Source organism: Rahnella sp. PD4 (assembly GCF_049199325.1).
In the GTDB taxonomy this organism is placed as follows: Bacteria; Pseudomonadota; Gammaproteobacteria; order Enterobacterales; family Enterobacteriaceae; genus Rahnella; species Rahnella perminowiae.
Map to the genome: position 1 here is coordinate 170,115 of NZ_JBLZQF010000002.1, position 20,017 is coordinate 190,131.

The 20,017-nt window shown below is 55.6% G+C and carries 17 protein-coding genes; 8 read left to right on the plus strand and 9 right to left on the minus strand.

Annotated features, from left to right (window positions below):
* The 7 genes from ACOZIO_RS05535 to ACOZIO_RS05565 form a co-directional block, all read right to left on the minus strand.
* The gene (locus ACOZIO_RS05535) at positions 1 to 498 is read right to left on the minus strand and encodes a YhcH/YjgK/YiaL family protein (protein ID WP_129952595.1); all 498 of its coding nucleotides are present in this window, start codon (positions 496 to 498) and stop codon (positions 1 to 3) included.
* Between the two features lie 170 nt (positions 499 to 668).
* Positions 669 to 1,598, minus strand: coding sequence for a dihydrodipicolinate synthase family protein (locus ACOZIO_RS05540; protein WP_129952594.1), 930 nt, complete (start codon positions 1,596 to 1,598; stop codon positions 669 to 671).
* 94 nt (positions 1,599 to 1,692) lie between these two features.
* The gene (rbsK, locus tag ACOZIO_RS05545; protein WP_217159200.1) at positions 1,693 to 2,907 is read right to left on the minus strand and encodes a ribokinase; all 1,215 of its coding nucleotides are present in this window, start codon (positions 2,905 to 2,907) and stop codon (positions 1,693 to 1,695) included.
* A 481-nt stretch (positions 2,908 to 3,388) separates the two neighbouring features.
* Positions 3,389 to 4,411 carry an NADP-dependent oxidoreductase gene (locus ACOZIO_RS05550; protein ID WP_421595057.1) on the minus strand — a complete coding sequence of 341 codons (1,023 nt, stop codon included), beginning with the start codon at positions 4,409 to 4,411 and terminating at the stop codon, positions 3,389 to 3,391.
* Positions 4,412 to 4,510: 99 nt separating this feature from the next.
* On the minus strand, positions 4,511 to 5,329 hold the full coding sequence (locus ACOZIO_RS05555; protein ID WP_421595059.1) for an oxidoreductase: 819 nt from the start codon (positions 5,327 to 5,329) through the stop codon (positions 4,511 to 4,513).
* 132 nt (positions 5,330 to 5,461) lie between these two features.
* On the minus strand, positions 5,462 to 6,244 hold the full coding sequence (locus ACOZIO_RS05560; protein ID WP_217219657.1) for an SDR family NAD(P)-dependent oxidoreductase: 783 nt from the start codon (positions 6,242 to 6,244) through the stop codon (positions 5,462 to 5,464).
* A gap of 60 nt (positions 6,245 to 6,304) precedes the next feature.
* Positions 6,305 to 7,396 (minus strand): alkene reductase, encoded by a 1,092-nt coding sequence (locus ACOZIO_RS05565; RefSeq protein ID WP_421595060.1) that lies wholly within the window; start codon positions 7,394 to 7,396, stop codon positions 6,305 to 6,307.
* A gap of 133 nt (positions 7,397 to 7,529) precedes the next feature.
* On the opposite strand from ACOZIO_RS05565, the gene ACOZIO_RS05570 reads away from it, so the two are divergent.
* Positions 7,530 to 8,069 carry a TetR/AcrR family transcriptional regulator gene (locus ACOZIO_RS05570; RefSeq protein WP_421595061.1) on the plus strand — a complete coding sequence of 180 codons (540 nt, stop codon included), beginning with the start codon at positions 7,530 to 7,532 and terminating at the stop codon, positions 8,067 to 8,069.
* Positions 8,070 to 8,130: 61 nt separating this feature from the next.
* Here the strand turns inward: ACOZIO_RS05570 and ACOZIO_RS05575 are convergent, their stop codons facing one another.
* Complete coding sequence (locus tag ACOZIO_RS05575) at positions 8,131 to 9,876, minus strand: ROK family transcriptional regulator (RefSeq protein ID WP_258453607.1); 1,746 nt, start codon at positions 9,874 to 9,876, stop codon at positions 8,131 to 8,133.
* Here ACOZIO_RS05575 and ACOZIO_RS05580 point away from each other — a divergent pair.
* The 5 genes from ACOZIO_RS05580 to shiA all read left to right on the plus strand — a co-directional run bounded on the left by ACOZIO_RS05580 (position 9,868) and on the right by shiA (position 16,064).
* The gene (locus tag ACOZIO_RS05580) at positions 9,868 to 11,256 is read left to right on the plus strand and encodes an SIS domain-containing protein (protein ID WP_129991162.1); all 1,389 of its coding nucleotides are present in this window, start codon (positions 9,868 to 9,870) and stop codon (positions 11,254 to 11,256) included. The genes ACOZIO_RS05575 and ACOZIO_RS05580 overlap by 9 nt on opposite strands.
* On the plus strand, positions 11,253 to 12,188 hold the full coding sequence (locus ACOZIO_RS05585) for a BadF/BadG/BcrA/BcrD ATPase family protein (RefSeq protein ID WP_129952585.1): 936 nt from the start codon (positions 11,253 to 11,255) through the stop codon (positions 12,186 to 12,188). Before ACOZIO_RS05580 ends, ACOZIO_RS05585 begins: the two co-directional genes overlap by 4 nt.
* Entirely contained in the window at positions 12,188 to 13,696 is a 1,509-nt protein-coding gene (locus ACOZIO_RS05590; protein ID WP_129952790.1) for a YfcC family protein, read from the plus strand. Before ACOZIO_RS05585 ends, ACOZIO_RS05590 begins: the two co-directional genes overlap by 1 nt.
* A 130-nt stretch (positions 13,697 to 13,826) precedes the next feature.
* Positions 13,827 to 14,525 (plus strand): RluA family pseudouridine synthase, encoded by a 699-nt coding sequence (locus ACOZIO_RS05595; RefSeq protein WP_129952584.1) that lies wholly within the window; start codon positions 13,827 to 13,829, stop codon positions 14,523 to 14,525.
* A gap of 219 nt (positions 14,526 to 14,744) precedes the next feature.
* Positions 14,745 to 16,064, plus strand: a complete 1,320-nt coding sequence (shiA, locus tag ACOZIO_RS05600; protein ID WP_129991163.1) for a shikimate transporter — start codon at positions 14,745 to 14,747, stop codon at positions 16,062 to 16,064.
* A gap of 65 nt (positions 16,065 to 16,129) precedes the next feature.
* Here shiA and ACOZIO_RS05605 read toward each other — a convergent pair whose 3' ends face one another.
* Positions 16,130 to 16,771: a glutathione S-transferase family protein gene (locus ACOZIO_RS05605; protein WP_217219644.1), complete on the minus strand. Its 642-nt coding sequence runs from the start codon at positions 16,769 to 16,771 to the stop codon at positions 16,130 to 16,132.
* 127 nt (positions 16,772 to 16,898) lie between these two features.
* Between ACOZIO_RS05605 and ACOZIO_RS05610 the strand changes: the two genes are divergently transcribed.
* Both ACOZIO_RS05610 and ACOZIO_RS05615 read left to right on the plus strand, forming a co-directional pair.
* Positions 16,899 to 18,347 (plus strand): AMP nucleosidase, encoded by a 1,449-nt coding sequence (locus ACOZIO_RS05610; protein ID WP_421595063.1) that lies wholly within the window; start codon positions 16,899 to 16,901, stop codon positions 18,345 to 18,347.
* 230 nt (positions 18,348 to 18,577) lie between these two features.
* The gene (locus ACOZIO_RS05615) at positions 18,578 to 20,008 is read left to right on the plus strand and encodes an EmmdR/YeeO family multidrug/toxin efflux MATE transporter (protein WP_129952580.1); all 1,431 of its coding nucleotides are present in this window, start codon (positions 18,578 to 18,580) and stop codon (positions 20,006 to 20,008) included.
* Positions 20,009 to 20,017 lie beyond the last annotated feature (9 nt).

Below are 20,017 nucleotides of genomic sequence, written 5' to 3' on the forward strand. Positions count from 1 at the left end.
CTATGGGTTATTCATAAATAAGGCATCACTGAACAGGCTCAGATGAATTTTAATCACAGCTTTACGAATAAAAGACTCGCTTTGGGTATTACAACAAGGACGATGTAAATCTTGCGGAAAGAAAACGGCAAACATGCCGGGTTCCAGATGAATCAGCGATTCATTATTCGTTTCCTGGTAAAACACAATATCGTGCTTCTCAGCCCGGTCTTCTGCCACCTCATGCTCCGCCGCACCACGCGCCACACCGATGGTTTCTTCTCCCTGCAAGAGAAATTGAATATCGACAAACTTGAAATGTGACTCAGCGCGCATTTCATGAGCAGGAACGGTATTCATTTCCTGAAAAAGACAAAACATCTTGCCCGGAATAATATCGAACTTCCCTGGTGTTAGTGTTGAGAAATCAGTTTGAGTAATATACTCAATACCTTTATTAATAATCGGATGGAAAGCGAATTTTTCACGTTCCCAGTCTCTCAGGCAACATACGATCATGTTGAATAATCCTTTTATATTTATTTATATCAAGGGTCGGATTACGGCTAAAAATGTTATAAATTAAAACTTACTGCCCGGAAGCGTAATCATTTGCAAGAATATTCGACCAGGCGATTAATCAGCGGATAAGACGGCTGCTCATCCGCATCACTCACCGCTATCGTCTCTTATACGGCAGCGATTTTTTTCTGCCACAGCGCAGTGCCGCTGTGGATTTGATCCAGCAATACCGTCAGTCCCCAGAACTTTTCCAGCACATTGTCTTTATTCACCCGGCAGAACTCGCTGTCGAAAGTGCCCAGACGCTGATGATAAATCTTGGCATTCTTCGGATACCCTAATGTTTCCGTCACCGCGCCCAGCGACAGGAAAATGGCTAACTCATCGGCGAGTTGCGGCTGGGTTGCCGCCTTGTGATACAGCCAGCTGTAAAGCTCGGGATGAAAATTGGTGAACACGCCGCTGAATCCTTTAGACCCCGCCTGCATCGCCGGATAAGCGATCGCGGCGTTAGCATTAATGATGTTCAACGGCGTATTCGCCACCAGCTTCACACGGCGGGTAACGGTTGCCAGGTCACAGCTCACGTCTTTCAGTACAACGAAGCGGCCGGTGTTAGCGCAGTAAGTGAGCTCTTCGTCGGTCAGCAGGCGGCGATACGGTGCAGGACACTCATACAGTCCCAGCGGCATAGATTCAGGCAAAACACTCAGCAACTTATCCAGCGTGGCGAAGAAGGTCTCACTGCCCTGATTTTTCGGGTCAAGATGATTAGTGACCAGTACCAGTGCGTCGGCTCCGGTTTTCGCCATCGCCTTCAGCTCACTGATTTGGTCATTAATATCATCACTGATGTGGCCAGAGGCAATCACCGGCACGCGCCCAGCGACGTGTTTCACCACAAACTCCGCCAGCTCAACGCGCTCTTGCAGAGTCAGAAATTGCATCTCGCTCGACTGACACACGGCAAACAGCGCATCGACACCTTTCTCAAGATACCAGTCGATCAAACGGGTCAGGCCAGGGTAGTCAATCTGGTTGTCTGCGGTGAAAGGGGTCAACATCACCGGCACGATACCTTCAATACTTTTAGTCATTACTGCTCCTTAAGACGGAATCGATTACGTGGCCGCCAGACTCAATGCATCAAAGCAGCGACCGTTACAGGAAATTAAAGAGTGAACGCAGCATTTACCGCTGCGCCAGACGTGCCAAAACCTGGGGGTTATCAGGCATGTTTGATGCGCCTTCGCGTTCGACTGCCAGCGAGGCAAATGCCGAGGCATAGGTCGCCGCCTGCACCAGACTTTGCCCATTGGCGATACCTGAGGCCAGCGCGCCGTTGAAGGCGTCTCCTGCACCGGTGGTATCAACGCTCAGCGCCGGGAAAGCCGGAATGTGCTGGAACTGATTGCCGTCAAGCAGCAGCGCGCCGCGCGATCCCATCGTAATAATGACCCGCCTGGCACCCTGACTGACGATACGCTGTGCAGCCTCTTTGGCACTGGCTACATCTTTCACGTCAATGCCGGACAGCTGCGATGCCTCAGTTTCATTAGGGGTAATAACGTCAACATATTCAAGACACTCAAGCGCGTGGTTCGAGAAAGGAGCCGGGTTGAGTATCACTTTCACTCCCAGCGCTTTAGCCAGCTTCATCGCACTCAAGGTAGCGGCAAAGTTGTTTTCGAGCTGCACCAGCAGCACGTCCGAATCTTCAAGTTCGGGTGCGATTGCCGCCACTTCGTCTTCGCTGATGGTTTTATTGGCACCGGAATAAATGGCAATCATGTTCTCGCCGTTTTCCTGCGAGACATAAATAATGGCATTGCCGGTTGGTTCGGTTTCCGACTGATAAAGGGTAAAGGAGTGAATCTCCGAGGAGGTCAGGTGATCATAAGCAAACTGGCTGAACTGGTCCTTACCCACCTTGGAAACGAAATGCACCTTGGCCCCTGCACGACTGACAGCCGTGGCCTGGTTAGCCCCTTTGCCGCCGGGGCCGAGTGTGCTGCCCAGCGCCAGCAGAGATTCCCCGCCTTTTGGAAAACGTTCAACTTTTGCCACAATATCGACGTTAAATGAACCCAGAATACACACCTTACCTTTCATGTTCTTTCCTTTACCCTGTTGCACAATCTGCTTTCTTTTCTGACTCTGCAGCCGTTGTAGCAACACTTCAAAGTTATCGCCGGTGTCAGTAATCAGCTTTGACTGCAAACTTCGCCGGATTACCATTGCCCCGCCGTGACAGCGCTGAACCAATTTTTCAGCCGCCAGGACATTCAGATCATTGCGAATGGTTTCTCGGGTCACCGCAAACAGGGATGCCAAAACATCCACTTTTACCCGCTCATTTTTATCCAGATATTCCAGGATTTGTTGCCGACGCTCTTCAAGAAACATAGCCACCCACCTTCTCTGTATTCAGAATAAATGTATAAAACAGGTTAAATAGTGATGATGCTCATAGCTTAAATAGCAAAACGGAAGTAAACAAAAATGGGAACTTATGTTTTTTGTGACGTAATAAGCGGGGAATTCTGTCGGGCAAAGCAAACAAATGCTCATTTTGAGAAAGGAAGGTGTAAGCCGGATGGTTTCATGAGAGAAGCCCGTTTAAGGAGATTTAAGCGGGCTTTAATTTTTTGTCGTTAATCTTCCGCCATGCTGGAAAATGTCCGTCACGGGAGATATTAGTGATGGAGGTTTATCGCCATGAGATGTTGAAGATCACAAAGCGGGATATATTTCATTTCAACAGATGACATAAAAAGAGCCCGAGGTAAGCGAACAATTTTAACTATCGCAATGGCCAGGATATCCCGTCAAAAGAGCAGAGACTGATCCTGTCGATTTTCGTTTAAACAGATTCAAATCTTACCTGTTATGACTCCTGCATCTTAACGACCACTTTCCCCTTCGCGTGTCCCTGCCCCAGATAGGCAAGAGCTTCCTTTGTTTGTGCAAAAGGGAATACCTTGTCGATCACGGGCCTGATTTGTTCAGCCTCTATGAGTTTACCGATTTGAGTAAGCTGATCGCCATCAGGACGGACAAAGAGAAATGAATAGGTCAGCCCTCGTTTTTTCGCAAGACGCATCATCTTGCGGCTCATCAGCCCGAAGACAAAACGCAGAAAGAAATTTAATCCCCGGGTCCGCGCGAACGCAGCATCTAACGGGCCGGTGAGAGAAACAATCTTTCCACCCGGCCTGAGAATTTGGGTAGATTTTTCAATTGAATCGCCTCTGACAGTGCCGAGAACCATATCGTAGCCACTCAGCACATTTTCGAATTTTTGCTTTTTATAATCAACCACTTCGTCTGCGCCAAGCTGACGCACCCATTCGACATTGCCCGTACTGGTTGTTGTCCCCACCTTTGCGCCAAGATGCTTCGCCAGCTGGATGGCAAAACTGCCAATTCCCCCTGAACCTGCCGGAATAAAAACCTTCTGGCCCGGATGCAGCCCGGCTCGCTCTGTCAGTGCCTGCCAGGATGTGAGGCTCACCATCGGGAGCGAAGCTGCCTGCACAAAATCCAGACTGGCGGGTTTCATGGCCGCCGCGCTTTCAGGCACCAAAGCAAATTCGGCAAGGGAACCCGTTCCCTTGTCAAAAATGCTGGCGAAGACTTCGTCGCCTGGGGAGAAACGCGTCACACGACTCCCCACGGCAATGACCACTCCGGACAAGTCGCTGCCCAATGTGGCGGGGAGCTTAAAATGCAAAACCGGCTTAAATATTCCGGTTGGGATAATGTTATCAATCGGGTTCAGACCCACCGCATAAACTTTAACCAGGATTTCATCAGCATCAGGGGCAGGATAATCTACGTTATCAAATCCCCGCTCTGGGGATTTACCATAGCGTTTAAACGTAAACGCTTTCATCGTCTTAGTTTTCATTTGTTGTTTGCCCTGTCGCGTTTGCCAATGAAATTTCCTTAGCGGCCCTGTTGCCGCGCAAAAAATCCCCGGTAATAACCCATCGTAAAAACGTCTTTTTTATGCTTTCGCATCAAGCTGAAGACTTTTGCGCACCACTTTATCCAGAAATGAAGCAGGGGCGAATCTGAGAATAAAATTCAACTGACCGGCCAGCTTGCCTGCCGTGTAACGCATCTTCGGGCGTAACGTCTGAGCCGCTTTAACCACCACGTCAGCCACAACCTGCGGACTTTCCGCCTCAGCCATCGCCTTGCTCACCACTTTCGCCAGCTTAGCCCGGATCTGGTCATACTCTTCCAGCCTGGCATCCGGCTCGATATTATTGGCTTCAAACTGTGTTTTTATGTAGGCAGGTTCAATGACAGAAACTCTGATGCCCTGTGTGCGCAGTTCGTGATCCAGTGCACCCGAATACCCTTCAACCGCATGCTTACTGGCAGCATAAAGTGCCACATAAGGTAACGGAACGATCCCGAGTATCGAACCGATGTTAATGATGCGCCCGCTGCCCTGACGGCGCATATAAGGGATCACTGCCCGGCTCAACCTGACGATGCCCAAGAAGTTGGTGTCGAAAATGTGTTTGGCCTGCTCGACAGAACTTTCTTCCGCCGCCGCCGGCGCGACCCCGAAACCCGCATTATTCACCAGAACATCGATCCGCCCCTCCAGGCGCAGCAACTCATCAATGGCGGCCCCGACAGAAGCGTCGTCTGTCACATCCAGCGTCAGTAACGGAAACGGAGGCTTTCCCGCCTGAGGACCACGCCGGCTCGTGCCATATACCCTATACCCCGCCGCTAAAAGTTTAAGAGCAGATGCTTCGCCAATACCTGAGGACGCACCGGTAACCAGTGCTACACGTTTTTTTGTCATGCTGAATAAGGCCTTCATGATGAGTTTGTGGTTTCTCATCGCTGATGAGAGGACAGGCTGTAAGAGATGTATGTCGGATTTACCGCTGTGCAGAACCGCCGGAAGACCGTTCTGCACAGTTCACCTCATTGACTAAAGTGCTTTATATCGTTCAGCGACTTCATCTTGTTTGATGTCTGAAAGCAGCGCCTGACGCGAAGCATCGAGGGTGTCCCAGCGGGCAGCATTATGTAAAGGCGGGATGGTGACCTGTTCACGGCGATCAAAGCCCACCAGTGCGGCATCCACTAACTCGCCCACTTCCATGAATTTTGCCGCGTTACTGATGTCGATACCCGCACGGTCCCAGATTTCCGTGTAAGTGCCGGCAGGGAGTACCGCCTGGACATAAATGCCCTTAGATGACAGCTCGACATTCAGTCCCTGAGACAGGAAAAGAACAAAGGCTTTAGTTGCACCGTAAACCGTCATGGCAAATTCCGGGGCCAGGCCTACGACAGAACTGATGTTGACGATCGATCCTTCCCCCGCTTGCACAAAGCGTGGTGCCACGGCGCTGGCCAGTCTGGTCAGGGCGGTGACGTTAAGCGCGATAAGGCTTTCTATCGAATCAGGCGTCTGCCCGGTAAAACTGCCGGACTGCGCGATACCCGCGTTATTGATAAGGATGCCAATCCGTGAGTCTTCACGCAGACGGGCTTCGACCGCGGCTAAATCACGCGTTTGCGTGAGGTCGGCAGGCAGAACGTCGACAGAAATGCCATTTTCCTGTCGCAGACGCGCGGCCAGTGTTTCTAACTTCGCGTTGTCGCGCGCGACCAGAACCAGGTCGTGGCCCCGGCGGGCAAACCGTTCCGCGTAAACAGCACCAATACCCGTGGATGCGCCTGTGATGAGAACTGAAGCTTTAGTCATAAGTTGATCTTCTTTATTAAGGTGTAAACAGAATCCGCCATGTGCGATGTAGGTAGGGCTTTACTTGCTGGTCTCAGTCAGCGACGGGTAATCGGTATATCCCGCTGCGCCACCGCCATAAAGCGTTTCAGGATTGAGTGAGGCCAGAGGCGCGCCCGTCTTCAGCCTGCCGACCAGATCCGGGTTGGCGATGAACGGGCGACCAAACGCGAACAGATCGGCTTTGCCTTGCGCAAGCTGAGCGGACGCCAGTTCCAGGTCATAGCCATTGTTGCCGATGTAGGTGTTTTTAAAACGCCGGCGCAGGGAGTCGTAATCGAACGGTGATATATCACGCGGGCCGCCCGTCGCGCCTTCAACCACATGGAGGTATACGATGTCTAATGCATCGAGTTGTTCAGCGAGGTAATCATATTGTGGCTGCGGATCACTGCATGAAATCGCATTAGCAGGTGAAACCGGTGAAATACGTACGCCTGTACGTTCTGCACCGATCTCATCTTTTACGGCCGCCGTGACTTCCAGCAACAGGCGCGCACGATTCCCGACAGAGCCACCGTATTCATCAGTACGCTGATTAGCACCATCTTTAAGGAACTGTTCCAGCAGATAACCATTGGCACCGTGGATCTCTACGCCGTCAAATCCGGCCGCAATGGCATTGGCCGATGCCTTCCTGAAATCATCGATAATCCCCGGTATTTCCTGCAATTCAAGCGCACGTGGCTCAGAAACGTCAGTAAAACTATTGTTCACAAAGGTCTTCGTCCCGGCACGGATAGCGGACGGTGCGACCGGCGCAGCGCCACCAGGCTGCAAATCAACATGCGAAATTCGTCCTACATGCCAAAGCTGTACAAATATGCGCCCGCCTTTGGCATGCACGGCGTCAGTCACTTTGCGCCAGCCATCGATTTGAGCTTGTGTGTAGATCCCCGGCGTATCCTGATAACCCTGCGCCTGTGCGGAGATCTGCGTCGCTTCGGTAATCAGCAACCCTGCGGTGGCACGCTGGGCGTAGTAGGTCGCCGCCAGTTCGCCCGGTACCAGACCCGCTGCGGCCCGGTTACGTGTCAGCGGTGCCATCACGATGCGGTTGGCCAGTGTGATTGCGCCAAGATCATAGGGCTGAAATAAGCGTTGATTTGTCATGTTTATTTACCTGCTAAGGGGTGGGTCAACGTGTCAGCATAATGATGATGATCATAATCTATAAAGTCAACCGGTTTGATTATGACCATCATCAATGTATACTTAACCCCTATTTTTGAGAGGGCAGGAAAGCATGAAAGTGTCAAAAGAGCAGGTTCGGGAAAACCGGATGCGCATTGTTGAAACGGCCTCAGAACTTTTTCGTGAACGCGGTTACGATGGCGTGGGCGTTGCGGAACTGATGTCTGCTGCAGGCTTAACCCACGGCGGGTTTTACAAGCACTTTGGTTCCAAGTCTGATCTGATGGCGGAGGCAATGAGCTGCGGTTTTACGCGTTCTGCAGAAAGCACGGCAGGTGTGGACCGGGAAAAATTTATTGAATACTACCTCTCCCGACAACATCGCGATGATATGGGAAAAGGGTGTGTGATGTCGGCACTGGGCACCGATACAGCCCGTCAGTCTGCGTCAATCAAGGCGACATTTGCCGCCGGAATTGAACGCCAGCTGGCAATTTTAGGAACTGAAAATGGCACGCGCGCTGACCTGATAGATACCATCGCCCATCTTGTCGGTGCCCTGGTGTTGTCCCGTGCCTGCCCGGATAATTCCGCTCTGGCTGATGAAATTCTGGATGTCTGCCGCACTCAACTGCTCATCCGGTCCGGTTAACGCTAACGTTTCGCGATTCCGTTCGGACATCGCATCAATTTCTGTCCCTGTCCGCGTCAAATCAGACCGCGTCGCCCTGGCGCGGCCGCACCGCTTTGCCCAGCAGTTTACGCTGCGCGGCCTCAAGCGCCAGCTGAGCAGCACCTTCCGCCGTCGCCAGATGACCAAACTGCGAGGCGGCGACGGTGGTATAGGGGGATATGGCGGCAACTGTCCGCCGCGCCGCAGCGACAATCAGCCGGTTCGAGCCGACGCTGCCGCCGAGAATGATCATGGCCGGATCCAGTATCGCCACCAAACCTAACGCCAGAAAACCGATCTGCTCGCCGTAGTGTTGCGCCGCCTGCTGGGCGACAGGTTCGCCGCGCGCCGCGCGCTCCAGCAGCGCCTCAAGCGAGCGTACCGCCGGAGCGCCCGGCGGCCGTTGTGCGTTGAAGCTATCCAGAAATCCGCGCTGCGCCAGATGCTGCTCAAGCAGTAACTCGCCCGGTTTCTCCCGCTCGCTCCAGGGAAACGGCAGGTCGGCGATTTCACCGGCGCAGCCACGCGCACCGTGAATCAGCGCGCCCCCGGCTATAATGCCGCAGCCGATGCGTTCGCCTATCTGCAGGAAGGCGACATCCTGCAGCCCCCGGCCGATGCCGTGGTTAACTTCGGCCACCACCGCACAGTTGACGTTATTCTCCACCAACGGATGCACGCCGTCGGGTAGCGGCAGCCGTGCCAGAATGGCATCCGGCGAGAGTCCGGCCTGCGACGGACCGTCGCGTCCGGAAAGCGGCACATCCGGGCGCACCGGTTTGGGCAAAGCGACCGTCACCGCCAGCAGCGGACCAAAGGCGGACAGTTCCTGACGCAGTGCGGCGATGGCGTCGGCTGCCGCAATGATAAGCTGCGCGGACGCGCCATTGGTGAACTGACGCAGCGCCAGCTGCCGGCCATCCAGACTACGGGCGATAAACAGCGCCTGACTGTTGCCGATATCCGCACCCAGCACCCACCCTGCCTGACGCGCCAGCTGATACACACTGGCACCGCGCCCTCTGGCACCGGCCGTGGCGACGATCGAGCTGTGACGTTGTAGCTCTTGCAGACCGGTGGACACCGTGCTTTTGGCCATGCCGAGCCTTGCCGTCAGCTCGGACTGAGTCGCACCGCCCAGCGCGATGAGTTCGATCGCCAGCAATTGCGCCGTAACGCTGAGCGCCGGAGACGGCCCCGTCCCCTCCCCGTCCGGCAGAGTCGTCTCTCCGGTGCGCTGGCGTAAAAACGCCGTCACCTCCGCCACAGCCGCCTGCTGATTCAGCGTATGAGCACGCTGCGCCAGACCAGACAACAGCTCACGGCGTTCCGCCTCCTGCCGGCGCCACCAGCTATAGAGCAGCCCGCTGTCGCGGCCGGCCACCGGCTGGCTGAAAAACCACAACAAACTACGCGTGGGCGAACTGAGCCATAGCGAACCGTGCAGCGGCGTGTCGTCAGGCTGGCGCGCCGCGCCACTCTGAGGACGCAGCGTTATCCCCGGCAGGACAACCGGCCGCCGCCGCGAATGACAGAGTTCGATGACGCCACCCGCGGCCGGATCGGCACGCATTGCACTCGCCCCGCACACCACAGCCTCCGGAAAGAAATAGTCGACGATTTGCCACAGATAACGTCTGACGATGATGTCGGCAGGGGTGTCAATGTCACCGCTGTAGATGCCACGTGCCAGACGTTGCAGCCGCCGCCGCTTCAGCGCCCGGCTAATCACTGCCGCGTCGTGATCGCGGGCCAGCACCAGCACCGGCCATGATGAATGGGTCATTCTCTCTCCTTTACGCGGTTAACCGCACGGTGTGCACCGGGGGACGGAGTCGCCCGAAACGGGCGGCGCGCCATCATAGGGAATACTTATTTACCTTGCCACTCCGCCGCTGCTTCAGACTATTTCGGTCAATGTTATGGCAATAAGGTCAAGTTTTATGCGCGAGATGATGCCTCACGGTCAAGTTATCACGCAGAAAATTGTCAGCACCGGCTGAAACGGCACGAGAAAAATGCAACGAAAAACCATCAGTTTACTGATTTTTATCGATTTATTACGTCATTTCCCGCACTGCACAAACTGTGCGAAGTTGTTTGTGACATAAAAGTTTCATCCTTAACACTACAGGGAAATGATGACATGACCGGCACAGAAATTTTAATCCCTTTCGCCCAGGGCGTCGCCCGGCAGGCCGCCGCGCTGGAGTCGACCTGCGAACGCGCACAGGCGTGGCTGGACACGCTGGATATCACCGCACTGCGCGGCGGCACGCTGCTGTTCGCCGGTATCGGCGCATCTTATGCGGTGCTCGCCGCGCCGGTACATGAACTGCGAGCGGCCGGTTTGCGGGCGCTACGCAGCAATGGTGACGATATGCCTGATGGCACGCCGCCGCTGGCAGACTGGTATCTGGGCGTCTCTCAGAGCGGACGCAGCCCGGAAGTTGTGAGAGTGCTGGAACAGCAGCGCCCCGGGCGGCGGCTGGCACTGGTTAATCAGGCAGACTCGCCGCTGGCGGCGGTCAGCGCCGACACGCTCTGGCTCGGCACGCTGATCGATTCCGGCATGTCCTCCGTGGCGCTGCTGGCCACCAGTGTCTGCCTGGGCCTGCTGACGGATGCGCTGATCGGACGCGACTGCAACGCAGGCTGGCGTCAGTTACCCGCGCAACTGGACGCAGTGAGGCATACCGCCCGGGCGGCCGTGGATCGGTTCGCACAGCAGGCCGGTCACACCGGCTGTATCGATTTCGTTGGTGGCGGCACCAGCCTCAGCGCCGCTGAACAGGGCGCCCTGTTGCTGCGCGAAGGGCCGAAAATGGCAGCGATGGGCATGGGGACGCGCCACTATCTGCACGGCATGACCGATGCCGTGGGTCACGGCACCGCACACGTGCTGATCGGCGGCGAGCGGGAAATCTTGCTGGCGAAGCAGCTTGTACCCTTCGGCGTACCGATATTGCTTGTGACAGATCAGGCCGTGTCGCTGCCCGGCACAGAGACCGTGCAACTGCCGGTCCTGCCGCCGCTGCAGCGCCTGGCGCTGGAAATACTGGTCATGGATCTGCTGGCGATCGCGCTGGGCCGGGTTGTGGATCGCGATATTGATGCCGGCGTTGTCGCACGGCTGGATACCAAAATCAGCGGGGTGGTGTCATGACACAAAGCTGGCTGGGAATGGATGTGGGCGGCAGCAAAATTCATATCCGCATCGAAGACAGCGCCGGACAGGCGCGGATGGACGCGCAGTGGCCGACCGGACGCTGGGGCGGCGAAAGCTATGCCTTCAAGGCCGCGCGCATGGCTGAGCTGATTGCCCTCGCCGCCGGACAGGCCGGACTCGCCGCCCCGCCCCGGGCGATAGGCATCGGCGCACACGGCTGCGATACGCCCGACGAATGCGCACGCATGACGGCACTGATGGCGGGTCACTTTCCCGACAGCGCATGTCAGGTGGTCAACGACGCGGCACTGGTCGCGCTGTGCGCCAGCCAGCCACACGCGGCCGGGCTGATTGCCGGTACGGGTTCGGTGGCGGCGGCGCTGGGGCCGGAAGACCACTGGCTGCTGGCTGGCGGCTGGGGCTGGCTGGTGGGCGACGAAGGCGGTGCCAGCGGTCTGGTGCGTGAAGGGATCCGCGCGGTACTGACGGACTGGGATCGGGGACGCAGCGACGATCCGCTCGCCATCGCACTGACACGCGCCTTCGGGGCAGACCACCTGCTGGATCTGCCGTCGCAACTGCTGCGTCAGCCTGTCAGCGTCTGGAGTCGCCACGCGTCCGTTATTTTCGAATGCCTGCAGGCCGGTTCGCCCCTGGCAGCGGGCGTGGTCGATGCTGCGGCCGAATCGCTGGCGGAACTTATCGCCCGGCTGTGCCGGCGCGGTGCCCGAATCGACTGTGTAGTGGCGGCTGGCGGCGTAATCCGCCATCAGCCGCCGCTGTTCGACCGGCTGGCCGCACGTCTGCGCAAACACGATCCCCGGCTGTCGCTGCTGTTGTTAGCATGTCCGCCGGTCATGGGCGGGGTTGCGCTGGCGCGCCGCCTGGTCGCCCCTTCATTAGTCCGTTCCGTTTCACGAGGTGCATGATGTCTGAATATGAAAACGCCGCCGCCCCGGCGACCCGTAAAGCCTGGCGCTTTCCCAACACTTACACTGTTCTGCTGGCCATCACCGCCGTCGTCTGGCTGCTGACGTTCATCATTCCGTCCGGACAATACCATATGGCGGACGGTCGCCCGGTGGCGGGCAGCTTTCAGGTCACCGCCAGTCCGCTGACCACCGTGCAGCGGATCAAAGAACTGTTTCTGGCACCGGTAAACGGGCTTTACGGCGTGGAGAATGCCGCTGGCCATGTCGGTCCCTACGAGAGCGGTAACCTGTTCGGCGCCATCGGCGTATTTTTCTACGTGCTGTCGCTGGGCGCCTTTATCGTCACAACGACCAAAACCGGCGCGATCGACGCATGTCTCGGACACGTGGCACAACGCTTCAGACAGCGCGGCGGGCTGCTTATCGTCATGGTGATGCTGCTTATCGCCATCGGCGGCTCCACTTACGGCATGGGCGAAGAGACACTGGGCTTCTATGCGCTGCTGGTGCCGCTGCTGCTGGGCCTGGGCTTCGATCGCATGACAGCGGTGGGCGTGATTCTGGTGGGATCGGTGGTGGGCAACATGAACTCCACGGTCAATCCGTTCATGACCGGCGCCGCCTCGGCGGGCGCTGGCGTGCCGATGGGCAGCGGCATCGGTCTGCGCTTCGCGATGTTTATCGTGCTGACGGCCGTCGCCATTCTGTATGTGGTGCGCTATGCCCGCCGTGTGCAGCGCAACGCCGCACATTCGGTAGTGGGCTTTTCCGCTGAGGACCGGGAACTGGCGCAGGCCAGATTACAGTTGCCACCGCCGATGAACCGCCGCCAGAAAGGCGTGATGCTGACTTTCGCCGTCACGTTCGTCTTCATGATTTTCGCCATCATTCCCTGGGCGCAGGTGATCGCCGGACCGAACGCCACCTCATGGTCCTGGCAGCTGGACTGGTACTTCCCCGAGCTGACCGCGCTGTTTTTTGTTATGTCGATAGTGACCGGCCTGTTGGGCGGCCTGCGCGGCAACGGGCTCTACAACGCGATGCTGGCAGGCATCTCCGACTTTATGGGAGCCGCGCTGGTTATCGTGCTGGCGCGTGGCATCACGGTAATTATGCACAACGCGCAGATCACCGACACGGTACTGCACTCTATGGAAAGTCTGGCGAACGGCGCGCCTTCCGGCACCTTCACCGTCATGATGTATCTGCTGATCATGCCGCTGTCGTTCCTGGTGCCCAGTTCATCCGGGCTGGCGACACTGGCGATGCCGGTGCTGGCACCCATGGCAGATTTTACCGACGTCGGCCGCGAAATGGTGGTGACGGCATTTCAGTGCGCGGTCGGTACAATAGCGATGATTTCGCCCACCTCAGCCATCGTGATGAGCGGACTGGCGCTGGCCAAAGTCAGCTATACCCGCTATCTGTTGTGGGTGCTGCCACTGCTCGGCCTGCTGGTTGTGCTCAACTGCCTGTTTCTGGTGCTCGGCGCGGCGCTGAAATAAGCGTTAACCTCTCCCCGCTTCGGCGGGGGTTTTCTGTTACTATCCCTTGCTCTGTCAGGTGAACCGCAAGATTCGCCACCCGGTTTAAAATTCGCTATTATCCGCTTCCACTCCTCATCCGGGTAACCCGATGTCTGCGATTATCGATACTTTTATTGCCCCGCCTTGTTATGACCCCATCGAAACGCTCTATCAGGATGAACATCTGGTGCTTATCAATAAACCTGCCGGACTGCTCAGCCTGTCGGGGAAAAATCCGCAAAACCTTGATTCCGTACATCACCGGCTGGTCAAGATATTTCCCGGCTGTACACTGGTCCACCGTCTGGATTTCGGGACTTCCGGTCTGATGGTGATTGCGCGTAATAAAGCTATCAATGCCGCACTCTGTCAGCAATTCAGCCAGCGCACAGTGACCAAACAGTACAGCGCCCTGCTCTGCGGACATCTCGAACATAACGACGGGGTGGCAGACGCACCGATTGCCAAAGACCCGGCGCTGTTTCCGCTGATGTCGATTTGCGCCATCCATGGCAAGCCCGCCCGCTCCGGCTACCGGGTCGTTGAGCGCTTTTATCATGAGCAGGAAAATGGCGCGTTACTGCCACTGACCCGGGTACAACTGACCCCGGAAACCGGACGCACTCATCAGCTTCGCATTCACTGTCAGCAGTTGGGCCACCCTATTTTGGGCTGTGACCTGTATGGCGGACGCCTGCTGCCGGGCACTGAACAGGCTCCGCGACTGATGTTGCACGCCAGTGAACTGCATTTTGTTCATCCCGTCAGCGGAGAACGGATCGAAGCCCGCAATGCCAGCCCGTTCTGAAAACGAAACGCTCTGTCACGCCCCGCCCGTCCGATTGTCTGCGTGACTTTGCCCTTTTGTTTTGAAAAGCGTTTTTAACCGGGAGGTTGACGCTGTAGTCTCAGTAGCGGTTTTTCTTTTGTTGCATGTAAGCCAGGTGAATACTTTTACCGATTTTAATAAAGAATACCGATTTTAATAACGAAAATTTTAGAATACTGACGAACAGACAGGACAATTATGGACTCCATGCTCACTGCCTCCCGCCCCGATGAGGAGATACCTTCATATCACCGTGCCCGCCGTGCTGCCTGGGGCAGCTTCGTTGGCGCGGTCGTAGACTGGTTCGATTTTTTGCTCTACGGCATTACCGCAGCATTAGTGTTTAACAGTGAATTTTTTCCGCAAATCGACCCGGCAATGGGTACGCTCGCCGCCTTTGCCACCTTCGGTGTCGGCTTTCTCTTTCGTCCGCTCGGCGGCATTGTTTTCGGTCATTTCGGCGATCGTCTGGGCCGCAAACGCATGCTGATGATGACTGTCTGGATCATGGGCATTGCCACCGCCTGTATCGGCATTCTTCCCGCTTTCTCCACGATCGGTTGGTGGGCTCCGGCTCTGCTGGTCATCCTGCGCGCCATTCAGGGATTTGCCGTGGGCGGTGAATGGGGTGGCGCGACACTGCTGGCGGTTGAAAGTGCGCCTTCCGGCAAAAAAGCGTTCTACAGCAGCGGGATCCAGATGGGATATGGTGTCGGCCTGCTGCTCGCTACCGGTCTGGTGTCGCTGATAAGCAGCCTGACCACCGACGCGCAGTTCCTGAGCTGGGGCTGGCGTTTGCCGTTTCTGTTCAGCGTTGTGCTGGTGATCGGCGCGCTGTGGGTGCGTAAGGGCATGGAAGAGTCCGCCGAGTTCGAACGTGCTCAGGTCGGGCAACCCAAAGCGGCCAAAAAGCGACTGCCGGTATTTGAAGCGCTGTTTCGCCATCCCGGGGCTTTTTTGAAAATCATCCTTCTGCGCCTGTGCGAACTGCTGACGATGTACATAGTCACTGCGTTCGCCCTTAACTACTCGACGCATAATCTGGGGCTGTCGCGTGAGCTGTTTCTGAATATCGGGCTGCTGGTCGGCGGTATCAGTTGCCTGACAATTCCCCTGTTCGCCTGGCTGGCGGATCGTTACGGTCGCCGCCGCATCTACATCACCGGCGCTGTAGTCGGCGCGCTGAGCGCTTTCCCGTTCTTTATGGCACTCGAAGCACGTTCAATTGCCGGCGTGGTGATTTTCTCGCTGTTGCTGGCAAATATCGCTCACGATATGGTGGTCTGCGTGCAGCAGCCCATGTTTACGGAAATGTTCGGTGCGGGTTACCGCTACAGCGGTGCAGGCGTAGGTTATCAGGTTGCCAGCGTAGTGGGCGGTGGGTTTACGCCGTTTATTGCGGCCGCATTGCTGAATTTCTCCGGCGGTGAATGGCATTCCGTCGCCATTTATCTGATGGCGGGCTGTTTGCTTTCCGCCCTTACGGCGATTTTTATGAAGACACCCGTGCACCGCTGAAACACAGGCCATTTAAAAAAGCCCGCTTAAAAATATAAGCGGGCTTTTTAGCATTTGAAGCAGATTTACACCACCCGCAATTCCTCGTAAGACACCATTACATGTTCCGCAAATGCCGGACGCTGGGTGAGTTTTTCGTAATACTGCTCGATAGCCGGGAAGGACGGTCGTGCAATGGCAATATCGAAGTAGCGGTACAAATTGTGGCCAAACTGAATATCGGCCAGGGTGAATTCACTTCCGGCAAGGTAACCATGCCGGGCAATCTGCGCTTCGGCAATCGCCAGCTTCTTATTAAGATTCTGCAATGATTTTTCTAATGCCTGATGATCCTGATCTTTAGCCGCCGTTCTTACTACCATCCAGAATACCGGCACAGTGAAGTTCATCGCGACACCGATTTTTGCCCACTCCGTCCATTTATCTGTTTCGGCACGCCGTTCAGGATCCTGCGGCCAGAATTCATCAGTGCCGTATTTCCCGGCCAGATAACGCAGGATGGCACCGGTTTCCCACAGCGGCTGGCCTTCACCCTCGCGGATCACAGGAACCGTGCCGTTGGGGTTCATCGCCAGAAATTCCGGGGTGTCATTACCACCGTATTTATGGCCGATATCGGTCCTTTCATACGCAAGCCCTAATTCCCCGATACACCACATCAGCGCCTGCACATTTGACGATGTTTTTCTGCCCCATACCCGGATCATTCACTTCCCCCTGTTCGTTCATAAAAGCACCATCTGGCTCCCGTACCCTAATAAAACATTGGCGGCACCGTGCAGACAAGCCATATTTAGAATGAATGATGATAAATGAAGCACAAAGGAAAAGCGTATGGATAACAAGTCCCTCACTCCTTCACAGGCGATTGAGAAGCTCGAAGAAATGTACAACAATTCTGTCGCCGCACTGCGGAATGCGATTAAAGATTTCATCGTTGAGGGTGCGCTGCCTGATATCACGGCGCGTGCTGCCGGGTTGTTTGTTTATCCGGAACTGCGTGTCAGCTGGGATGGCGTGACGCCAGCCAAAAACCCGACCCGCGCTTATGGCCGTTTTTCGCATCCAGGCCGTTATGCCAATACCATCACGCACCCGGAGCTGTTCCGTCACTATCTGCTGGAACAGCTTTCCCTGCTGGGCGAGGAATATGACGCGGTTATCGAAGTGGTGCCGTCACAACAGGAAATTCCTTATTCATATGTGATTGACGGCTCTGATCTGATGCTTGACCGATCGATGAGTGCCGGGCTGGCGAAACATTTCCCGACCACCGAACTGTCGCAGATTGGCGATGAAACCGCTGACGGCCTGCATTATCCCGGCGACACCTTTCCGCTGTCCCATTTCAATGCGCTGCGCGCCGATTTTTCGCTGGCACGCCTGCGTCATTACACCGGCACGCTTATCGAACACTTTCAGCCGTACGTGTTGTTCACCAACTACACCCGGTATGTCGATGAGTTTGTCAGCTGGGCGTGTGCGCAGATTGCTGATCCGCAAAGTCCTTATGAAGCACTGGCCTGCGCAGGCAGCGTATTTATTACAGCCGAAACGCAAAACCCTGAACAGGCAGTTTCCGATCTGGCCTGGAAAAAACACCAGATGCCCGCCTATCATCTGATTGCCCGCGACGGTGCGGGAATTACGCTGGTCAATATCGGCGTCGGTCCGGCCAATGCCAAAACCATTTGCGATCATCTGGCGGTTCTGCGCCCGCATGTCTGGCTGATGATTGGTCACTGCGGCGGATTACGGGAAACACAGTCGATCGGTGATTATGTTCTGGCTCACGCTTATTTGCGTGACGACCATGTGCTGGATGCCGTACTGCCGCCGGATATCCCGATCCCAAGCATTGCTGAAGTGCAACGTGCCTTGTATGACGCAACCAAAATGATGAGCGGCATGCCGGGTGAGCAAGTCAAGCAACGCCTGCGTACCGGCACGGTCGTGACCACCGACGACCGTAACTGGGAATTGCGTTATGCCGCGTCAGCGCTGCGCTTTAATCTCAGTCGTGCCGTTGCCGTCGATATGGAAAGCGCCACCATCGCCGCACAGGGATACCGCTTCCGGGTGCCTTACGGCACGTTGTTGTGCGTTTCTGATAAACCGCTGCACGGAGAAATCAAACTGCCCGGCCAGGCAAACAAATTCTACGAAGGTGCCATTTCAGAACATCTGCAAATTGGTATCTGCGCCATTGACCTGTTGCGCGCCGAGGGCGATCACCTGCATTCACGTAAACTGCGGACATTTAACGAACCCCCTTTCCGCTGATCACCACGCTGACTTCCCCTAAACAGTTCGTGTTGCCGGCAGCAAATTTGATAATCCCGATGAACTTACCTTCAGTAAGTGATTCGGGTCATTAAACGCAGCCGACGCATCTGCGGCACGAAATATGACGGGGAATTAAGGATTTCCTAAAAAAAGACTTTGCATAATGCAGAGTCTTTTACCATCATAATTTAAAACGCTGTTCTACTTTCTGTCACACTGGAACTCTCTTGCAAAACGTCATCGTCTCTTTGCGCAAAGCCATCGAGCGCACGCCCTGGTATCCGAAACGGCGTTCTTACCGTACGTTGTTCTGGCGTGAAATCACGCCCCTCGCTGTTCCTATTTTCTTCGAAAATGCCTGCGTTCTGCTAATGGGCGTACTGAGTACGTTTCTGGTCAGTTGGCTGGGCAAGGAAGCGATGGCTGGAGTGGGCCTGGCCGACAGTTTCAACATGGTGGTGATTTCATTCTTCGCCGCCGTCGATCTGGGTACGACCGTCGTGGTTGCGTTCAGCCTGGGTAAACTCGACCATGAGCGCGCCCGTGCGGCAGCCCGTCAGTCACTGGCGATCATGACCGTTTTTGCCGTCCTGCTGGCGATACTTCTGCAATTTTCCGGGCATGTGATTATTGACATGATCGCCGGTAATGCAGAGCCGGAGGTAAAAGAACTGGCGCTGTCTTACCTGCAAATGAGCAGCTGGAGCTATCCGGCTGCGGCTATCGCACTGATCGGTTCCGGTGCCTTGCGCGGTGCGGGTAATACCAAAATCCCGATGCTACTTAACGGCGGGATGAACATCCTTAATCTGGTGATCAGCAGCGTACTGATCTATGGCTGTTTCGGCTGGCACGGTTTGGGCTTTATCGGTGCCGGCCTGGGGCTGACCATTGCCCGCTATATCGGTGCGATTGCGGTTATTTTTGTGCTGATGGTCGGTTTTAATCCTTCACTGAAAATCTCCCTGAAAAGCTATTTACTGCCGCTCAATACCAACATTTTGCGTGAAGTGCTGGGGATTGGTATTCCGGCCAGTATCGAATCGGTGCTGTTTAACGGCGGTAAATTACTGACGCAGGTTTTTGTCGCAGGCATGGGCACCAATGTGATTGCCGGTAACTTTATTGCGTTTTCAATTGCCGCACTGATCAACCTGCCGGGGAATGCGCTGGGGTCAGCCTCAACCATTATCGTCGGGACACGTCTGGGCAAAGGACAGATTGCCCAATCCGAGCGTCAGCTGCGCCATATTTTCTGGCTTTCTACCTTCGGGCTGTGTGTGCTGGCCTTACTTTCGGTGCCATTTGCCGGTTTGCTGGCGCGGTTTTACACCAATGAGCAAGACGTTATCGACGTGGTAAAAATCCTGATCTGGCTGAATGCTGCTTTTATGCCTTTCTGGGCGGCCTCGTGGGTGCTGCCTGCTGGCCTGAAGGGGGCGCGTGATGCCCGCTTTACCATGTATGTTTCTATGCTCGGGATGTGGGGCTGTCGTATTGTGGTGGGCTATTTCCTCGGTATCGTACTGGGTTTCGGCGTAGTCGGCATCTGGTTGGGGATGTTCCTCGACTGGATCGTGCGCGGCCTGTTTTTCTACTGGCGTATGGCCAGCGGCCGCTGGTTGTGGAAATACCCGAAGGCCAAAAGGACAGAATGACTCACCGGG